14 protein-coding genes are annotated in these 16,487 nt (G+C 66.4%); 6 read left to right on the top strand and 8 right to left on the bottom strand.

The annotated features are described in order from the left end of the window. Nucleotides 1-2: 2 nt before the first annotated feature. Nucleotides 3-1,583 carry a WS/DGAT domain-containing protein gene (locus tag ACFU5M_RS07655; RefSeq protein WP_379045446.1) on the bottom strand — a complete coding sequence of 527 codons (1,581 nt, stop codon included), beginning with the start codon at nt 1,581-1,583 and terminating at the stop codon, nt 3-5. A 164-nt stretch (nt 1,584-1,747) separates the two neighbouring features. Here ACFU5M_RS07655 and ACFU5M_RS07650 point away from each other — a divergent pair, with 164 nt between their 5' ends. Then, nucleotides 1,748-3,388, top strand: coding sequence for a cytochrome bc complex cytochrome b subunit (locus ACFU5M_RS07650; RefSeq protein WP_379045443.1), 1,641 nt, complete (start codon nt 1,748-1,750; stop codon nt 3,386-3,388). A 98-nt stretch (nt 3,389-3,486) separates the two neighbouring features. Here the strand turns inward: ACFU5M_RS07650 and ACFU5M_RS07645 are convergent, their stop codons facing one another. Then, a complete protein-coding gene (locus ACFU5M_RS07645; RefSeq protein WP_379045683.1) occupies nt 3,487-3,672 on the bottom strand; it encodes a DUF397 domain-containing protein in 186 nt (61 codons plus the stop codon). A 447-nt stretch (nt 3,673-4,119) separates the two neighbouring features. Here ACFU5M_RS07645 and ACFU5M_RS07640 point away from each other — a divergent pair, with 447 nt between their 5' ends. From ACFU5M_RS07640 to ACFU5M_RS07630, 3 genes are read left to right on the top strand one after another with little or no spacing between them, the layout of a single operon-like run. After that, a complete protein-coding gene (locus tag ACFU5M_RS07640; protein WP_379045441.1) occupies nt 4,120-4,602 on the top strand; it encodes a DUF309 domain-containing protein in 483 nt (160 codons plus the stop codon). Nucleotides 4,603-4,658: 56 nt separating this feature from the next. Next, on the top strand, nt 4,659-5,576 hold the full coding sequence (gene gluQRS / locus ACFU5M_RS07635) for a tRNA glutamyl-Q(34) synthetase GluQRS (RefSeq protein ID WP_379045438.1): 918 nt from the start codon (nt 4,659-4,661) through the stop codon (nt 5,574-5,576). Nucleotides 5,577-5,622: 46 nt separating this feature from the next. Beyond that, nucleotides 5,623-6,309: an RDD family protein gene (locus ACFU5M_RS07630; RefSeq protein ID WP_379045435.1), complete on the top strand. Its 687-nt coding sequence runs from the start codon at nt 5,623-5,625 to the stop codon at nt 6,307-6,309. Between the two features lie 77 nt (nt 6,310-6,386). Here the strand turns inward: ACFU5M_RS07630 and ACFU5M_RS07625 are convergent, their stop codons facing one another. Continuing rightward, a complete protein-coding gene (locus tag ACFU5M_RS07625) occupies nt 6,387-6,905 on the bottom strand; it encodes a DUF4190 domain-containing protein (RefSeq protein ID WP_379045432.1) in 519 nt (172 codons plus the stop codon). 29 nt (nt 6,906-6,934) lie between these two features. Here ACFU5M_RS07625 and ACFU5M_RS07620 point away from each other — a divergent pair, with 29 nt between their 5' ends. Beyond that, the gene (locus ACFU5M_RS07620; protein ID WP_379045429.1) at nt 6,935-7,714 is read left to right on the top strand and encodes a queuosine precursor transporter; all 780 of its coding nucleotides are present in this window, start codon (nt 6,935-6,937) and stop codon (nt 7,712-7,714) included. 67 nt (nt 7,715-7,781) lie between these two features. Here ACFU5M_RS07620 and tgt read toward each other — a convergent pair whose 3' ends face one another. The 5 genes from tgt to ACFU5M_RS07595 form a co-directional block, all read right to left on the bottom strand. Then, entirely contained in the window at nt 7,782-9,053 is a 1,272-nt protein-coding gene (gene tgt / locus ACFU5M_RS07615; RefSeq protein ID WP_379045426.1) for a tRNA guanosine(34) transglycosylase Tgt, read from the bottom strand. A gap of 57 nt (nt 9,054-9,110) precedes the next feature. Beyond that, complete coding sequence (locus tag ACFU5M_RS07610; protein ID WP_379045423.1) at nt 9,111-11,015, bottom strand: ABC transporter ATP-binding protein; 1,905 nt, start codon at nt 11,013-11,015, stop codon at nt 9,111-9,113. After that, a complete protein-coding gene (locus ACFU5M_RS07605) occupies nt 11,012-12,745 on the bottom strand; it encodes an ABC transporter ATP-binding protein (protein WP_379045420.1) in 1,734 nt (577 codons plus the stop codon). Before ACFU5M_RS07605 ends, ACFU5M_RS07610 begins: the two co-directional genes overlap by 4 nt. 87 nt (nt 12,746-12,832) lie before the next feature. Further along, nucleotides 12,833-13,336, bottom strand: a complete 504-nt coding sequence (locus ACFU5M_RS07600) for an RrF2 family transcriptional regulator (RefSeq protein ID WP_379045417.1) — start codon at nt 13,334-13,336, stop codon at nt 12,833-12,835. Between the two features lie 36 nt (nt 13,337-13,372). Continuing rightward, complete coding sequence (locus ACFU5M_RS07595; protein ID WP_379045414.1) at nt 13,373-13,963, bottom strand: TetR/AcrR family transcriptional regulator; 591 nt, start codon at nt 13,961-13,963, stop codon at nt 13,373-13,375. Between the two features lie 203 nt (nt 13,964-14,166). Here ACFU5M_RS07595 and ACFU5M_RS07590 point away from each other — a divergent pair, with 203 nt between their 5' ends. After that, on the top strand, nt 14,167-16,461 hold the full coding sequence (locus tag ACFU5M_RS07590) for an MMPL family transporter (protein ID WP_379045411.1): 2,295 nt from the start codon (nt 14,167-14,169) through the stop codon (nt 16,459-16,461). The last annotated feature ends 26 nt before the right edge of the window (nt 16,462-16,487 follow it).

The following is a 16,487-nucleotide window of genomic DNA, read 5'->3' as shown; positions in this document are numbered from 1 at the left end:
CGTCAAGCCGGAGCGGAGTCACGCCCGGCGAGGTGTGTTTCGAGCAGCGCGGCACGGAGGTGGGCGGCGTAGGCGTCGAGATCCGGTAGAACCGCCGGATCGGCGTGCAGGGAGATGGTGACGGTGTCGCCGAGGCCGTGCACGCCGTGCGTGAGGTGCATGACGGAGCCGAGAGCCGGGAACCCGCCCGTGAATCGCACCTTCCCGCCGCCGAAGGACAGGTCGGCCGGGCCACGATCGACACTGGAGACGACCGTGTGCCCCGCTATCGAGCCGGGAACGGTGTCGAGGGGATAGCGGTCCATGTCCCGGCGCAGCACCGGGGCGGGGACAGTGGCGGTGACGCGGTCCTGCGCCGACAACAGCGGATGCCGCGCGCGGCGGCGCCGGTCGGCGAGCGCGGCGGCGATCTTGTCGGCGCGCAGGCGCAGATCGGGTTCGTCTATGAAGAGATCGACGCCGAGGCTGCGATAGTTGTTGCGGGGGCGGTCGACCTCGGGAAGGGCCATCGGGACCTGCGCACCGAGACGCTGCACCGGCTCGCCCCGGTCGGCGAGGTAGCGGGCGAGCGCCAGCGACACCGCGGTCAAGACGACGACCGTGACGGTACGACCGGGCACCCGCAAATCTTCGGCGGGAAACACCAATATCCGAGCTTCGTGCCGCGAGATCCCCTCCGCTGTCGTCCGATTCAGCGCGCTCGGGGGGTACCCCTGTCCGGGCGGCGGCAATTCGCCCGCCTTCGTCAGCTCCGTCAACCGCTGCTGGGCTCGAAATGCCTGGTAGCCACGCACCGCGGTCGCGGCCAGCCGAACCGGCACACGCAGCAGACCGACAGCCGAGTCGACCAGCACTCCTACCGGCAACACACTGGCCGACACCGCAGCACCGATCGTCCGCCCACGGGCCACGGCCGCCCAGCCGAACCCCCGCGAATCAGCGAGTACCTTCTGCGTGAATACGTCCAGCAACGATCGATCACCGGGCGTGCGCCGAGCCTCGCCGACCGAACTGCCGGCACCCGCGGCCTCGATACCGCCGTCTTCTCTTGTCCGAACCCCTCCGGGCGCCGACAACCGCGTTCGGTCTTCGTCCCCCATTGCGCGAGTGTCTTCCCCGCCGAACAGCGCACGCGCGATCGCCGAGGCCCGCCGCCCATCGGCCAGCGCATGGGACATCTGGAGCACCACCACCAGCGCGGGCTCACCTTCCTGCCCTGGCGCGTCGGCGATCGCACGGAAGACGTGCAGCCGCCACGGGCGCACGGCGGCATCGACGCCGGTGCCGAGCAGGTCGCCGAGGGTGTCCAGCAGGTGCGACCAATTACGCACCGCCAGTTCGTGTTCCACGAATTGCTCGGCAGCGGATTCGCAAAGCGTCCAGAGCGGGTAATCGACGTCGGCGGGCAGTTCGCGCAACCGGACACCGAGGTCCGCGATGCGCGCGCTCCGTTCGGCGACGGCGGCGCGCAGCTCCTCGGTGGGCCGTCCGCGGTCGGCGAAGCAATACAGCAGAAAAAGGTCGTTGCGCGTCCGTTTGGACAGCCAATACATCGTCGCGTCCTGCGGTGCGATTGCGCTCACGAGTAAAACGATATCGACTCGGATCGGGCACCGCCCGACGATCCGGCGCAATGTGAATGATCTTGTTCCACAATTCTCCCGAAAACCCCATCGATTCCCGCGCACGGCTCTGCTACCGTCTGTAGTAGGAACAGATACCACTCACCCAGGGCGGGGTGTCGGCCATGGCTATAGATCTAGCTCGCACAATTGCCAACCAAGCCGATGAGGCGGACGAGCGATATCGTGCCGCCGCGTTCATGAAGCGGTCGATCAACAAGGTCTTCCCGACGCATTGGTCGTTCCTGCTCGGCGAGATCGCGCTCTACAGCTTCATCATCCTGCTGCTGTCGGGCGTCTACCTGACGCTGTTCTTCGACCCGTCCATGACGGAGGTCGTCTACAACGGCTCCTACCAGCCACTTCGTGGTGTCACCATGTCGCGGGCATACGAGACGGCGCTCGACCTCTCCTTCGAAGTGCGTGGCGGTCTGTTCGTCCGACAGGTGCACCACTGGGCGGCGCTGCTGTTCGCCATCTCGATCATCGTGCACCTGTTCCGGATCTTCTTCACCGGCGCGTTCCGCAAGCCGCGCGAGGCGAACTGGGTGATCGGCTCGCTGCTGCTGATCCTGGCGATGTTCGAGGGCTTCTTCGGCTACTCGCTGCCCGACGACCTGCTGTCGGGCACCGGCCTACGGGCCGCGTTCTCGGGAATCACGATCTCCATCCCGATCATCGGCACATGGCTGCACTGGCTGATCTTCGGCGGTGACTTCCCCGGCGAGATCATCATCCCGCGCCTGTACATCGCGCACGTGCTGTTGTTCCCCGGCATCATCCTGGCGTTGATCGCCGCGCACGTGGCGCTGGTGTGGTACCAGAAGCACACCCAGTTCCCCGGCCCGGGCCGTACGGAGAACAACGTGGTGGGCGCCCGGATCGTGCCGGTGTTCGCCGCTGATCAGGGCGCTTTCTTCGCCTTCACCCTCGGCATCGTTGGCATCATGGGCGGCGTGTTCCAGATCAACCCGATCTGGAACCTCGGTCCGTACAACCCCTCGCAGGTCTCGGCGGGTTCGCAGCCGGACTTCTACATGATGTGGACCGACGGCCTGGCCCGGTTGATGCCGCCGTGGGAGCTGTATCTGGGCCGCTACACCGTGCCCGCGGTGTTCTGGGTGGCGCTGCTCATGGGCTTGGTGTTCGCCGTGCTGATCGCCTACCCGTGGATCGAGAAGCGCCTCACCGGCGACAGAAGCGCCCATCACAACCTGCTCCAACGTCCGCGCGACGTGCCCGTCCGCACGGCGATCGGCGCGATGGCCATCGCGTTCTACGTGGTGCTGACGCTGTCGTGCGTCAACGACATCATCGCGTACAAGTTCGACATCTCACTGAACGCGACGACCTGGATGGGTCGCATCGGCATCCTGCTCGCACCCCCGATCGCGTATCTGCTGGCCTACCGCATCTGCCTCGGCTTGCAGCGCAGTGACCGCGCGGTGCTCGAGCACGGCGTGGAGACCGGCGTGGTCAAGCGCTTGCCGCACGGCGAGTACATCGAGGTGCATCAGCCGCTCGGTCCGGTCGACGCGCACGGTCACCCGATTCCGCTGGAGTACCAGGGCGCGCCGGTCCCGAAGAAGATGAGCAAGCTGGGCGCGGCGGGCAAGCCGGGCACCGGCAGCTTCCTGCGCGCGGATCCGCGCGCCGAAAGCGTGCGGCACTTCGAGATCGAGCACGAAGAGGAACGCAGGCAGCTCACTGTGCTGCGCAAGGTTCAGCAACGGGCGAACGGTGACGGAAACGGTTCTGCGCACTGAGGATCGACGCCACACCCCACCCGACCGAAAATCGCGAAGGCCCCGAGTCCACACGACCCGGGGCCCGCTTTGCCTTGTTCAGGCGATTCCGAAGCGGTTCAGCCGCGCCGGAACTCTCCCGTCGAGAACCCCATTAGGAATGCATCCCACTCACCCGGCGCAAACGCCAAGACCGGGCCACGTCCACTGTCCTTGGTGTCACGAACCGCGACATTGCCGTCGCCGAGAAAAGCGACTTCCACGCAGTTCCCATCCGGACCGCTGTATGTGCTCTTGCGCCACACAGCGCCCGTCCAATCAACCTCCACGGCACTAGCTCCTTTGCTGCGTCGAGAGCGAGATTTCTCCTGACATCGTTCCAGCTAGCATCGGTACCCGACTGGAAAGCCGAATCCCGTGGTGCACCCCGTGCCGGAGCGCACTTTCCCGGTGCGTCGAAATCGCACATCGAGTTCGAGAGGAAATTAACCTCGCGCGGGGCCTGTCCCCGCGCGGTAACACTAGCAGGTCCTTCGAAAGTTTGCCCGGCTCTTGCCTATTCAATCATCGCAACCACACACGTTTGCGAAGAGAAGAAGTTGCGGGAGCATTGCCAGCCCTCCTCATTCATTCCACACACTGGTGTACCACAATCTTTTTAACGGATGTGATTGCTCTGTTATCGGAGGACAATTCGCGCACGCCCACGGCCCGCGTCGACGCGCCCACGGCGGCCGTGCATGATGGAACCTATGGTCGAACGCGCACGCGACGACGCAGGTCGCGCCCGTAACGCCCGTCCGCGCGACCGTCTCGGGCGTCCGCTGCCTCCCGGCAGCACCGGAGTTGCCCGAATTCCGGACGATCTCGATCTTCCACCCCAGCAAACCTTGACCTTCGCCCAGCAACTGCTGGACGACGGACTTGCATTCAACGCACACGAGGTTTTAGAGGCTGCATGGAAGAACGGACCGTTCGCCGAGCGGATGCTGTGGCAGGCGCTCGCGCAGTTCGCTGTCGGACTAACCCACATACAGCGCGGTAATCCCAAAGGGGCGCGTACACTGCTCGACCGCGCCGTGTCGCGGTTGACGGCATACCAGCCGGAGGGCGGACAAGCGCCCTACGATATCGACCTCGCCGGCTTGGTCACCCACGCCGAGGCACTGCTCGCCACGCTGGACGCCGGCGGCGAACCAGCGGACGCCGACCTGCGGCCGCGTCTGCGCGGTTGATCGCGTCGCTCCTACCATGGCCGACGTGCGCACCTCATCGTCTACCAGCCGGGCCTGTGGCTGAGTCGGGCGCGGGCCGGTACGCGCCGAGCCCGTCCGGGGACCTGCATCTGGGCAATCTCCGCACAGCGCTGCTGGCCTGGGCGTTCGCTCGTTCCACCGGCCGTCGCTTCCTGCTGCGGATCGACGACCTGGACCGGGTGCGTCCCGGTGCGGAGCAGCGGCAGCTGGAGGACCTCACGGCGATCGGCGTGGACTGGGACGGACCCGTGGTACGCCAGTCCGAACAATCGGCGCGGTACGAGGCGGCCATCGAACGCCTCGCCGCCGCCGGGCTCACCTACGAATGCTTCTGTACCCGAAGGGAAATTCAGAAAGCCGCGACAGCGCCGCACGGCCCGATGGGCGCCTACCCGGGTACCTGCCGCACGCTGGGCGCTTCGGAACGTGCCCGGTTGCGCGCCGAGGGTCGTCCGGCCGCACTGCGCCTGCGCGCCACGGCCACCGAATTCGACGTGTGGGACGAGCTGCACGGACGCTACCGAGGCCCGGTGGACGACGTGGTACTGCGGCGCGGCGACGGCGTCCCGGCCTACAACCTCGCCGTCGTAGTGGACGACGCGGCACAAGGCGTCGACCAGGTCGTGCGCGGCGACGACCTGTTGCCGTCGACCCCGCGCCAGGCCTACCTCGCGACGCTGCTCGGTCTGCCGGTGCCGAGCTACGCCCACGTGCCGCTGGTGCTCAACGCGGAGCGGCGGCGACTGGCGAAACGGGATGGGGCGGTGACACTCCGCGAACGATTGGCGCTCGGCAACACGCCGGAGGAAGTAGTCTCGGCACTGGCCGCTTCGCTCGGCTGGACCGCGACATCGTCGTCCGAGCTACTCGCGTGTTTCGACACCCGGCGGCTACCCCGCGAACCGTGGATACTCGACGTTCATGGGTTGTTGCGAAGCAGCCCATGTCCGTAACGTACGCATCGTCCAACTACTGATCAATCGACGAGGACAAACAACTATGACAAGCGGTGGGTACGACCCCAACCAGTATCCTCAGGGCGGGCAGCCGTACGGGCAGCCGCACCCGCAGGGGGGCGAACAGTACGGGCAGCAGCAGCAGCCCCAGTACGGGCAGCAGCCGCCCCAGTACGGGCAGCAGCCGCAATACGGGCAGCAGCCGCCCCAGTACGGGCAGCAGCCGCAATACGGGCAGCAGCAGCCGCAGTACGGGCAGGATCCCTACGGTCAGTACCCGCAACAGCCAGGGTTCAACGCCTACGGCGGCCAGCCGGGCGACCTCGGCACGCGCATCGGCGCCCGTGTCATCGACGCGATCATCCTGATGATCCCGTACTTCATCCTGTACATCCTGGTCAACAACTCGGTGGGGCTGACCATCGGGCTCGGCTTGGTGTGGACCCTGGTCCAGCTCGGTTACTTCGTCGGCATGGAGACCTCGCAGGGCACCACGCTCGGCAAGAAGATCCTCGGCCTGAAGGTGCTCGCCCCGGGCGGCGCCGCCAAGATCGACCCGGTCACCTCGCTGAAGCGCAACGCCTTCGTCGCGGCGAACATCATTCCGTGCGTCGGCGGCCTGGTCTCGCTGGGTCTGGCGATCTACATCATGGTCACCATCTCGCAGGACCCGAACAAGCAGGGCTGGCACGACAAGTTCGCCGGCGGCACCCAGGTCGTCAAGGCCTGATCCGCCACAGCGGCATCGAACGCGCAGGGGCGCACCCGAATCGGGTGCGCCCCTGTTTTGCTTTCCCGGCCCTGCCGCTACGCGCTGGTCGCCCCCGCGATGATCACGACGACGAACCACAGGATGCCGAGCACGATCGCGCCCACACCGATCCAGATGCCCGCCAGCGCCATGCCGCGTCCTTCTTGACCGCTCTGCTTGACCTGATTCAGCGCGATCACACCGAGGATGATGCCAACGATCGAGCCGAGCCCACAGGTGACGAACCCGACCAGCGACGAGATCAGCGCACCGATCGCCATGCCGTTGGTGCCCTGCGCCGGGACACCGTAGGGCTGGTAGGGGGCCTGGTAGCCGTAGTTCGGCTGGCCGTAGGGCTGCACAGGCTGCTGGTAGGACGGATACTGCGGCTGCGGAGGCGGCGTCATCGGCTGCGAGGGCGGCTGGACCGGGTACTGCGGAGCCGACGGGTAACCCGACGGCTGCTGCTCAGGGCTCGGATACTGCGGGACCGAACTCTGCCCACCGGACTCCGGCGACACGCCTTGGCCGCCGTACTGCTTCCACCACTCGTCGGAATCGCCGGGATTCGTCATTGCTACAGCGTATTCCACAACCTGGTTGGATGATGCGGGTGAGTGAGTCGAAAACCACGCAAGAGCACGGCGGGCCTGGGCGCCCCGCGGACCATGCGGCATTTGCCCAGGTCGCGCGGGGGTACTACGCACCGATCGTGGCCCTGTTCACCGCCACCCTGATCATTTCCAACATCTGCGCCACCAAGGGGGTGGAGTTCCTCGGCGATCGATCGGTGTCGCTCGGGCCGCTACAAATCCTGCCGATCGCCACCGACGGCGCCTTCTTCCTGTTCCCCCTGGCCTACATCCTCGGCGACGTGCTGAGCGAGGTGTACGGCTTCCGCGCCACCCGCCGGGCCATCTACTACGGCTTCGCGGGTCTCCTGCTGACGGTCGTGTGCTTCGCCATCGCGATCCGGCTGCCCGCCGCGAGCTTCTACGAGAACCAAGAGGCGTTCCGGACCGTTCTCGGGACGACACCGCGGCTCGTCATCGCGGGCCTGGCCGGGTACTTCGTCGGCCAGCTGCTGAATTCGGCGACGCTGGTGGCGATCAAGGAGCGGACGAAGGAAAAGTATCTGTGGGCCAGGCTCATCGGATCGACCATCGTCGGCGAGTTCGCCGACACGCTGATCTTCTGCTCGATCGCCGCCGGCGCCATCGGCATCGATACCTGGCAGCAGTTCCTCAACTACGTGATCGTCGGCTTCCTCTGGAAGACCCTCTGCGAGGTGATCGTGCTCCCGATCACGTACCGGGTGATCGCATTGCTCAAGAAGCACGAACCCAGTTACGCGCCGACCGGAGCAGATCCACTGCACACCTGACGAGTTCCCTGACCACCCTGCGGCGCGGGCGCCACAAGGGACGATCGCGGCTCCGCGAAGCTACCGATCAACCTTGCGGACCCGCGCCGTCGTGTTCCCGAACAGCCTTTCCACTCCCCCACCGCCCTAATGTCTCGGCCTTGTGCTCGTCGAAGTAGCCGCCCTCGATGCTGTGCCGGATGCGGTCGACCAGACGGACCGTGAACCGTTCGTTGTGAATGGTGCACAGCGTGGAAGCGAGCATCTCCTTGGCCTTGAACAGGTGATGGATGTAGGCGCGCGTGTAGTTGGCGCAGGTGTAGCAATCGCAGTTCTCGTCGATCGGGGTGAAATCGCGACGGAAGCGGCTGGTGTTGATGTTGAACCGGCCGGTATCGACGTAGATCGCGGCGTTGCGGGCGACCCGGGACGGATTCACGCAGTCGAAGGTGTCCGCGCCGTTCTCGATCGCGGTGAAGATATCCTCCGGTTCGCTGATGCCGAGCATGTGACGCGGCTTGTCCTGGGGCAGCTCGTCACAGCACCAGCCGACGATGGCGCCCAGATTGTGCTTCTCCAGCGCGCCGCCGATGCCGTAGCCGTCGAACCCCGTTCCCGCGCTTCCGCGAATCGATTCCAGCCCGCGACACGCCTTCCGGCGCAGGTCCTCGTACTGCGCGCCTTGGATGACGGCGAACAGCGCCTGGTACGGACGGTGCGTGCGCGCGGTGGTCAGCCGCTCGTGCTCGTCGATGCAGCGCTGCGCCCACTCGTGCGTGCGCTGCACGGATCGCTCCTGGTAGGCGCGGGTGTTGAGCAGCGTGGTGAGCTCGTCGAAAGCGAACATGATGTCGGCGCCGAGCTGGTGCTGGATGCCCATCGACACCTCGGGGGTGAACCGGTGCAGGGAGCCGTCGAGGTGGGAGCGAAACGTGACACCGTCGTCGTCGACGGTGGCCAGCCGCTCTTTGCCGGGTGCGATCACGTCGTCGCTGCGCACGTCGACCGCCTCCATCGCCAGCACTTTCTTGAAGCCGACGCCCAGTGACATCACCTGGAACCCGCCGCTGTCGGTGAAGGTCGGCCCCGGCCAGTTCATGAACGCGCCGAGCCCGCCCGCCTCGTCCACGATGTCGGCGCCCGGCTGCAGGTAGAGGTGGTAGGCGTTGGCCAGCAGCGCCTGTGCGCCGAGTTCCCGCATGGTCTCCGGCAGCACCGCCTTGACCGTCGCCTTGGTGCCCACCGGGATGAACGCGGGCGTCGCGATCGACCCGTGCGGGGTGGCGATCACACCGGACCGGCCGTGCCGCCCGTCCAGGCGCGTACCGACGGTGAAGGAAAAGGATTCGGGACCGGACACCCCGCTATCCTCGCAGTTCGCCGGCCGCCACCCGAACCAGCCCACCGCTCACCGACCTCACACCACCCCGGCGAACTGGGCGTTGTACAGGCGGTAGTACGCCCCCCGCTCCTCGAGCAATCGTTCGTGCGAGCCGTGTTCCACGATCCGGCCCGCTTCCATGACGACGATCAGGTCGGCGTCGCGGATGGTGGACAGGCGGTGGGCGATGACGAAGCTGGTCCGGTCGCGGCGCAGGGCGGCGGTGGCGTGCTGCACCAGCAACTCGGTGCGGGTGTCCACCGAGCTGGTCGCCTCGTCCAGGATGAGGATGGACGGCTTGGCGAGGAACGCGCGCGCGATGGTGATCAGCTGTTTCTCGCCCGCGCTGACGCCGGAGCCCTCCTCGTCGATGACGGTGTCGTAGCCGTCGGGCAGCGCGTGCACGAAACGGTCGACGTAGGCGGCGCGCGCCGCGGCGAGGATCTCTTCTTCGCTCGCGTTCGGGTTGCCGTAGGCGATGTTCTCCCGGATGGTGCCGCGGAACAGCCAGGTGTCCTGCAAGACCATGCCGATGCGCGAGCGCAGATGATCGCGGGTGATCTCGGTGATGTCGACGCCATCGATGGTGATCGTGCCCGCGTCCAGTTCGTAGAACCGCATGAGCAGGTTCACCAGCGTGGTCTTGCCCGCGCCGGTGGGCCCGACGATGGCGACCACGTGCCCTGGGTCCGCCACCAGCGACAGCCGCTCGATCACCGGCTTTTCGGGTTCGTAGCGGAACGACACGGCCTCGAACTCCACCCGGCCGCGGTCGACCGGGCGCGCGTCGGCCATCACCGGGTCCGGGCTCTGCTCCTCGGCGTCGAGTATCTCGAAGATCCGCTCGGCGGAGGCGACGCCGGACTGCAACAGGTTGGCCATCGCACCGAGCTGGGTCAGCGGCTGACTGAACTGACGGGAGTACTGGATGAACGCCTGCACCTCGCCGAGCGACAAGCTGCCCGTCGCCACTTTGAGGCCGCCGACCAGCGCCACCAGCACGAAGTTCACGTTCCCGAGGAACATGATCGCGGGCATGATCAGTCCCGAGATGAACTGCGCTTTGAAGCTGGCCTGGTAGAGCTCCTCGTTGCGCTGGTCGAATTCCTTGCCGACCTCGCGGTTGCGGCCGAACGCGATGACCACCTCGTGCCCGGTGTACGCCTCCTCGACCTGAGCGTTGACCAGGCCGGTGTACTTCCACTGGTTGACGAAGTGCGGCTTGGACCGTTTCGCGATCTGCGCGGTGACCACGATGGCGGCGGGCACGGTGAGCAATGCGATCACCGCGAGCTGCCAGGAGATCCAGAACATCATGACCAGGATGCCGAGCACCGAGAACACCGAGACGAGTAGCTGGCTCATGGTCTGTTGCAGGCTCTGCGAGACGTTGTCCACGTCGTTGGTCACGCGGCTGAGCACGTCACCGCGTGGTGCGGAGTCGAAGTAGCGCAACGGAAGCCGATGGATCTTGTCCTCGACCTCGCCGCGCAGCCGCTTCACCGTCCGGTTGATCACGATGTTGAGCAGGTAGCCCTGCAGCCATCCGAACACGGCCGCGCCGATGTACAGCAGGAGCACCAGGGCGAGGACTCGTCCGACCGCGCCGAAGTCCACCCCGACCCCGGGCACCACGTCCATGGCGCCGAGCATGTCGGCGAAGGTGTTGTCGCCCTTGGCCCGCAGGGTTTCGATCGCCTGGTCCTTGGTCACGCCGGACGGCAGCTGTTTGCCGACTACGCCGTCGAAGACCAGGTTGGTCGCCTTGCCGAGGATGTAGGGCCCGATGGTGTTCAGCACCACCGAGACGATGACGAGCGCGATGATCAGGCCGACCTGGAAACGCTCCGGAGCGAGCCTGCGCAGCAGCCGTTTCAGGGATGGTCCGAACGATCTCGCCTTGGTGCCCGGCGCACCGGGAGTGGGCATTCCGGGTCTCATCGCGCCTCCTCGGCACTCAGTTGCGACTCGACGATCTCCCGGTACTCCGAGCAATCCCGTAGTAGCTGCTCGTGGGTGCCGATACCCGCTATCGCGCCGTCTTCGACCACCACGATCTGATCCGCGTCCCGGATGGTGGCGATGCGCTGAGCGACGATGAGGACCGACGCGTCCGCGGTCACCGGCTTCAGCGCCTCACGCAGCCTGGCGTCGGTCGCGACGTCGAGCGCGGAGAACGAGTCGTCGAACAAGTACACCCTCGGCTTCTTCACCAGCGCTCGCGCGATGGCCAGCCGCTGACGCTGACCGCCGGAGACCGTGGTGCCGCCCTGGGCAACGGGTGTCTGCAACCCCTCCGGCATCTCCCGGACGAAATCGGCGGCCTGCGCGATCTCCAATGCGCGCCAGAGTTCTTCGTCGGTGGCGTGCGGATTGCCGTAGCGCAGATTGCTCGCGATCGTGCCGGAGAAGAGGTACGCCTTCTGCGGCACGAGGCCGATCTGCGAACGCAATATCTCCAGGTCGATGTGGCGGACGTCGGTGCCGCCGATGTAGACCGCGCCGTCGGTGACGTCCATCAGCCGGGGAATGAGGTTGATCAGCGTGGTTTTCCCGGCGCCGGTGGAGCCGACTATCGCGGTGGTGGTGCCGGGGCGCACCTGGAATCGGATGGCTTTGAGTACCGGTTTTTCCGCGCCGGGGAAGGCGAATTCGGCGAATCGGAAGTCCACGACGGCCGGGTCATCGGTGAACGGCTGCGGCAGCCGCGGCGGGTGCACCGAGGATTCGGTGTCGAGCACCTCGCCGATCCGGTCGGCGGAAACCGCGGCGCGCGGCGCCATCATGGCCAGGAACGAGGCCATCATCACGGCCATCAGGATCTGCATGATGTAGGACAGCAGCGCGGTGAGCGAACCGATCTGCATGTGCCCGGCGTCGATCGCGTGCCCGCCGAACCAGATCACCGCGACCGCGGTGACATTGCTGATCAGCATGACCGTGGGGAACATCAGCGCCATCAACCGGCCCACTCGCAGCGCGGTGTCGGTGAGTTCGGTGTTGGCCAGGCCGAATCGCCAGGTCTCCTGCCGTTCCCGCACGAACGCCCGCACCACGCGAATTCCGGTGATCTGCTCGCGCAGTACCCGATTCACCTCGTCGATCCTGGCCTGCATGTCCCGGAAGCCGGGCACCATCTTGGAGATGATCACGCCCATGGACAGCGCCAACGCGGGCACCGCGATCAGCAGCAGCCAGGACAGACCGAGATCCTCGCGCAACGCCATGATGATGCCGCCCACACACATGATCGGCGCCATCACCAGGATGGTCGCCGACATCACGATGAGCAGCTGAACCTGCTGAATGTCATTGGTATTGCGGGTGATCAGCGACGGCGCGCCGAACATCCCCACTTCGCGCGCGGAGAACGTCCCGACGCGGTGCAGCAGCGCGCCGCGCAGGTCGCGGCCCGCGCCCATGGCCGCCTGCGCGCCGAGATAGACCGAAGCGGCAGACGCGACGATCTGCACGCCCGTGACCGCGAGCATCCACAAGCCGGTGGTCCAGATGAAGCCGAGATCGCCTTTGGTGACGCCGTTGTCGATCAGGTCCGCGTTCAAGCTCGGCAGATACAGCATCGCGATCACGGAAATCAGCTGAAGCACGACGACCCCCGCCAGCTGGGCGCGGTAGGGGTACAGATGCGAGCGGAGGAGTCTGATCAGCATGATGGATCGCAGGCTACCGGCTGTCGGCGCGAGGCGTCGTGGAGATTTCTGACCTGCATGAATGCTCTCCCGTCGGGGTATACGGAGCTAGCGGCGCGCCCAGGCGCCGGGGTCTTCGGTGAGCGCCTCGACGAATCCGGGCAGCCGATCGCTCGCGATGTCGGCGATGGTGACGTCCTCCAGCACCGCACGAATATTGACCCGCAGCGCGATCCACACCCGCTGCAACGGCTCGGCCGCACCGGAATAACGAACGTCCTCCGGCCGGGCGCCGCGCACCGACGCCAGCGGGCCCTCGATCGCACGGATCACGTCGGCGATGGAGATGTCGGCGGCGGGTTTGGCCAGCCAGTAGCCGCCGTCCGGACCGCGCCTGCTGATCACCAGTTCGGCGCGGCGCAGTTCGCCGAGCACGGATTCGAGCACCTTCGGCGGAATCCGCTGGGCGGTGGCGATCGCTTCGGCCTTGACCACGGGCGCGGCCTGCACGAGAGGTGCGCCGAGCCCGACGACGGACTGGTCTGTTCGCGGCGCACTGGCGATCTCGAGCAGCGTCCGCACCGCGTAATCGACCTTCGCGGTGATGTGCACAGCGGCGACTCCTGGCATCGAGGGAATAGCTCGAATCTACGCGCCGCCGCCTGCCAGCACGCAGGTCGCGGCATCCAGCAGTGAGGATTCCACCAGTGAATCGTCGGCACCGGGCACGAGTTCCTTGGACACCAGCGCGACCCCGATCACCTCGAGCGCGGCGCAGGCGCGCAACTGCGCCTCCTCGGTGGCGTCCGGTCCGGCCAGCCACTCGCGCAGCGCCTGGCTGGCGTCCATGAGATCCGGATAGCGGTCGGCCATGGCGTTGATGATGGCGACGGTGTCGCGCACGATCAGCGCCCCGGCGTCGCGGTGATGGATCAGGCCGCGCAGATACGTCCGCAGCACCTGGCGGATGCTCTCGGCTTCGTGCGGCACCTGGTCGAGATCGTTCACCACCGAACGCATGTGATCGACGATCGGATCGATGATCGCCAATAGCAGATCGAGCTTCGACGCATAGTGATAGTAGAGCGACGCCTTTGTGATTCCTACCGCATCCGCGACCTCGCGCAAGCTGGTCTGCTCGAATCCTTTGGCCCCGAATAGCTTCACCGCGGCGTCTCGAATCGCACTTTTAGTGCCTCTACCTGCGGCGACAGCGCCGGGTGTGTCACGCACAGACATTCGATGATCCTCTCATCACCTTCGCATGGAGCGAACGTCGCCCGCAGAATAGAGGTTGTTCCTCCGCTTAGCTCCTGGGTAGTCTACCTACCGCACGGTAGGCAGAAAGCGTCAGTGGAGGCGGAGGCAGGCAGGGCTACCCCCGCAAGTGCTGTCTACACGCAGACCCAGCACGATCCCAGTCATCGCTAGGAGAACCACTCGTGTCCGTTTATCTGTACAGATGGGGGAAGTTCGCCTTCCGCCGGAAATGGATAGTCCTTCCCGTCTGGCTCGTCTTGTTCGTGCTCCTCGGCGGTCTCGGGGCCCAGCTCAGCAAGCCGATGAGCAACGACTTCAGCATGCCGAACCTGCCGTCCGAACGTGCCAACGAGATCCTGGACAAGCACTTCCCGGGCGCCTCCGCCGCGTTCCAGTTCGACGCGGTCACCGGGACCTACGTCGCCGGCGCTCCGGAGGGGCAGAAGCTGACCGACCCGGCGAACCGCGCGGCACTGGACGCGTTCATCGCCAAGCTCGGCCAGCTCGACATCGTCGATCACAGCAAACCCATCGTCAACCCGGTCGAAGCGGCCGACAAGATGGGCTGCCTGGCCGACCCCGACCCCGCGCAGTGCAGTGGCGCCCCGCTGAACGTGCTCAGCCAGACCGCGCCCGCGACCGTGGCGGTGATCAACGTTCCGTTCACGATCGCGAAGTTCACCGACGTGACCGACGCCCACCGGGAAGCGGCGTACGACGTCGCCTCCGACGCGCGCAATGCCGGGCTCACGGTCGAGATGAGCGGCTCTATCGCGCAGAAACAGGAAGCGCCCAGCGGCAAGTCCGAGATGATCGGCATGGCCGTCGCGCTGGTCGTGATGATCGTCGCGTTCGGCGCCATCGTCGCGGCGTTCGTGCCGATCGTCACCGCGATCATCGGCCTCGGCGCGGCCACCTCGCTGATCATGCTCGGTACCTCGGTGATCGAGATCCCCAGCTTCACCACGTTCCTCGCCTCGATGATCGGTATCGCGCTGTCCATCGACTACGCGCTGTTCATCGTGTCCAGGTACAAGCACGAACTCGCGGTCCAGGACTCGCCGGAAGAGGCCGCGGGCACCGCGCTGGGCACGGCCGGTTCCGCCGTCGTGTTCGCCGGTCTGACCGTAATCATCGCGCTGGCCGGCCTGAGCATCGTCGGTGTCCAGTTCATGACCTTCATGGGTTTGGGTGGCGCGATCGCCGCCGGTTTCGCGGTGCTCACCGCGGTCACGCTGATGCCCGCGCTGCTCGGCGCGTTCGGCCGCTTCCTGTTCAAGCCGAAGCTGCCGGTGGTCGCCCAGCACGATCCGGATGACGACAACTCGGTCACCAACGGCATGCGCTTCGGCCGGCTGATCGGCCGCATGCCGTGGGTCGCGCTGATCCTGAGCGTCGTGGTGCTCGGCGCGCTCGCCGCCCCCGCGGCCGGCCTGAACCTCGGCCTGCCCGGCGACGACAGCATGCCGAAGACCTCCACCATCCGGAAGGCCTACGAGCTGCGCACCGAGGGCTTCGGCGAGGGCAGCAACGGCGTGCTGAACGTGGCCGTCGACCTGAGCGCCGTGCCCGCCGAGAACCGGGACGCCGCGGTCAAGGCGCTGCGCGACAAGCTCGCGTCCTACCCCGGCATGGACTACGTCACCGAGCCGCAGTGGAGCCAGGACCAGCAGGGCGCGCTGCTGGACGGCGTGCCGAAGTCCGGGCCCAACAACCAGGCCACCAAGGACTTGGTGCAGGACGCCAGGGAGGCCGAAGGAGCGCTGAAGGCCGAGTACGGCATCGAGTACGGCATCACCGGCACCACGGCGATCTACGCCGACGTGGACCACGTGCTGCTCAGCAAGATCGTGCCCTACCTGGCGATTGTGGCGGGCGCGGCATTCGTCCTGCTGATCCTGGTGTTCCGGTCGATCCTGGTCCCGCTCACCGCGGCGCTAGGGTTCCTGCTGTCGATGGGCGCGACCTTCGGCGCGACCGTGCTGATCTTCCAGGAGGGCAAGCTCGGCCTGATCGAGGACCCGCATCCGCTGATCAGCTTCCTGCCGATCATGCTGATCGGGCTGGTCTTCGGCCTCGCGATGGATTACCAGGTCTTCCTGGTGACCCGGATGCGCGAGGAGTTCGTGCACGGCAAGTCGGCCAAGGACGCGGTGGTCGCCGGCTACCACCACGGCGCGCGTGTGGTCACCTCGGCGGCGATCATCATGATCTCGGTGTTCGGCTCCTTCCTGCTGGAGACCGACGTGACCGCGAAGTCGTTCGGCTTCGCACTCGCGGCGGGCGTGCTGCTGGACGCGTTCATCGTCCGCATGGTGCTGATTCCGTCGCTGCTGGTGATCATGGGCAAGTGGTCGTGGTGGATGCCGAAGTGGCTCGACCGCATCCTGCCCGACATCGACGTCGAGGGCTCCAAGCTGCGTGAGTTGCAGCAGCGTTCGACCGAGACGACGAAGGAACCGGTCGGCGTCAGCTGATTCGACGGCCATGGCTCGGCCCCGCA

The sequence above is a fragment of the Nocardia sp. NPDC057455 genome (genome assembly GCF_042802775.1).
Classification (GTDB): Bacteria; Actinomycetota; Actinomycetes; order Mycobacteriales; family Mycobacteriaceae; genus Nocardia.
Note: the sequence above shows the minus strand (reverse complement) of the source record. Positions and strands in the feature narration are given on the sequence as shown.

Bases quoted from the DNA above. Each gene is read 5' to 3' on its own strand.
- ACFU5M_RS07595 (WP_379045414.1), bottom strand. From the start codon at position 13,963: ATGTCTGTGCGTGACACACCCGGCGCTGTCGCCGCAGGTAGAGGCACT.
- ACFU5M_RS07620 (WP_379045429.1), top strand. From the start codon at position 6,935: ATGATGCGGGTGAGTGAGTCGAAAACCACGCAAGAGCACGGCGGGCCT.
- ACFU5M_RS07630 (WP_379045435.1), top strand. From the start codon at position 5,623: ATGACAAGCGGTGGGTACGACCCCAACCAGTATCCTCAGGGCGGGCAG.
- ACFU5M_RS07640 (WP_379045441.1), top strand. From the start codon at position 4,120: ATGGTCGAACGCGCACGCGACGACGCAGGTCGCGCCCGTAACGCCCGT.
- ACFU5M_RS07625 (WP_379045432.1), bottom strand. From the start codon at position 6,905: ATGACGAATCCCGGCGATTCCGACGAGTGGTGGAAGCAGTACGGCGGC.
- ACFU5M_RS07650 (WP_379045443.1), top strand. From the start codon at position 1,748: ATGGCTATAGATCTAGCTCGCACAATTGCCAACCAAGCCGATGAGGCG.
- ACFU5M_RS07605 (WP_379045420.1), bottom strand. From the start codon at position 12,745: ATGCTGATCAGACTCCTCCGCTCGCATCTGTACCCCTACCGCGCCCAG.
- ACFU5M_RS07610 (WP_379045423.1), bottom strand. From the start codon at position 11,015: ATGAGACCCGGAATGCCCACTCCCGGTGCGCCGGGCACCAAGGCGAGA.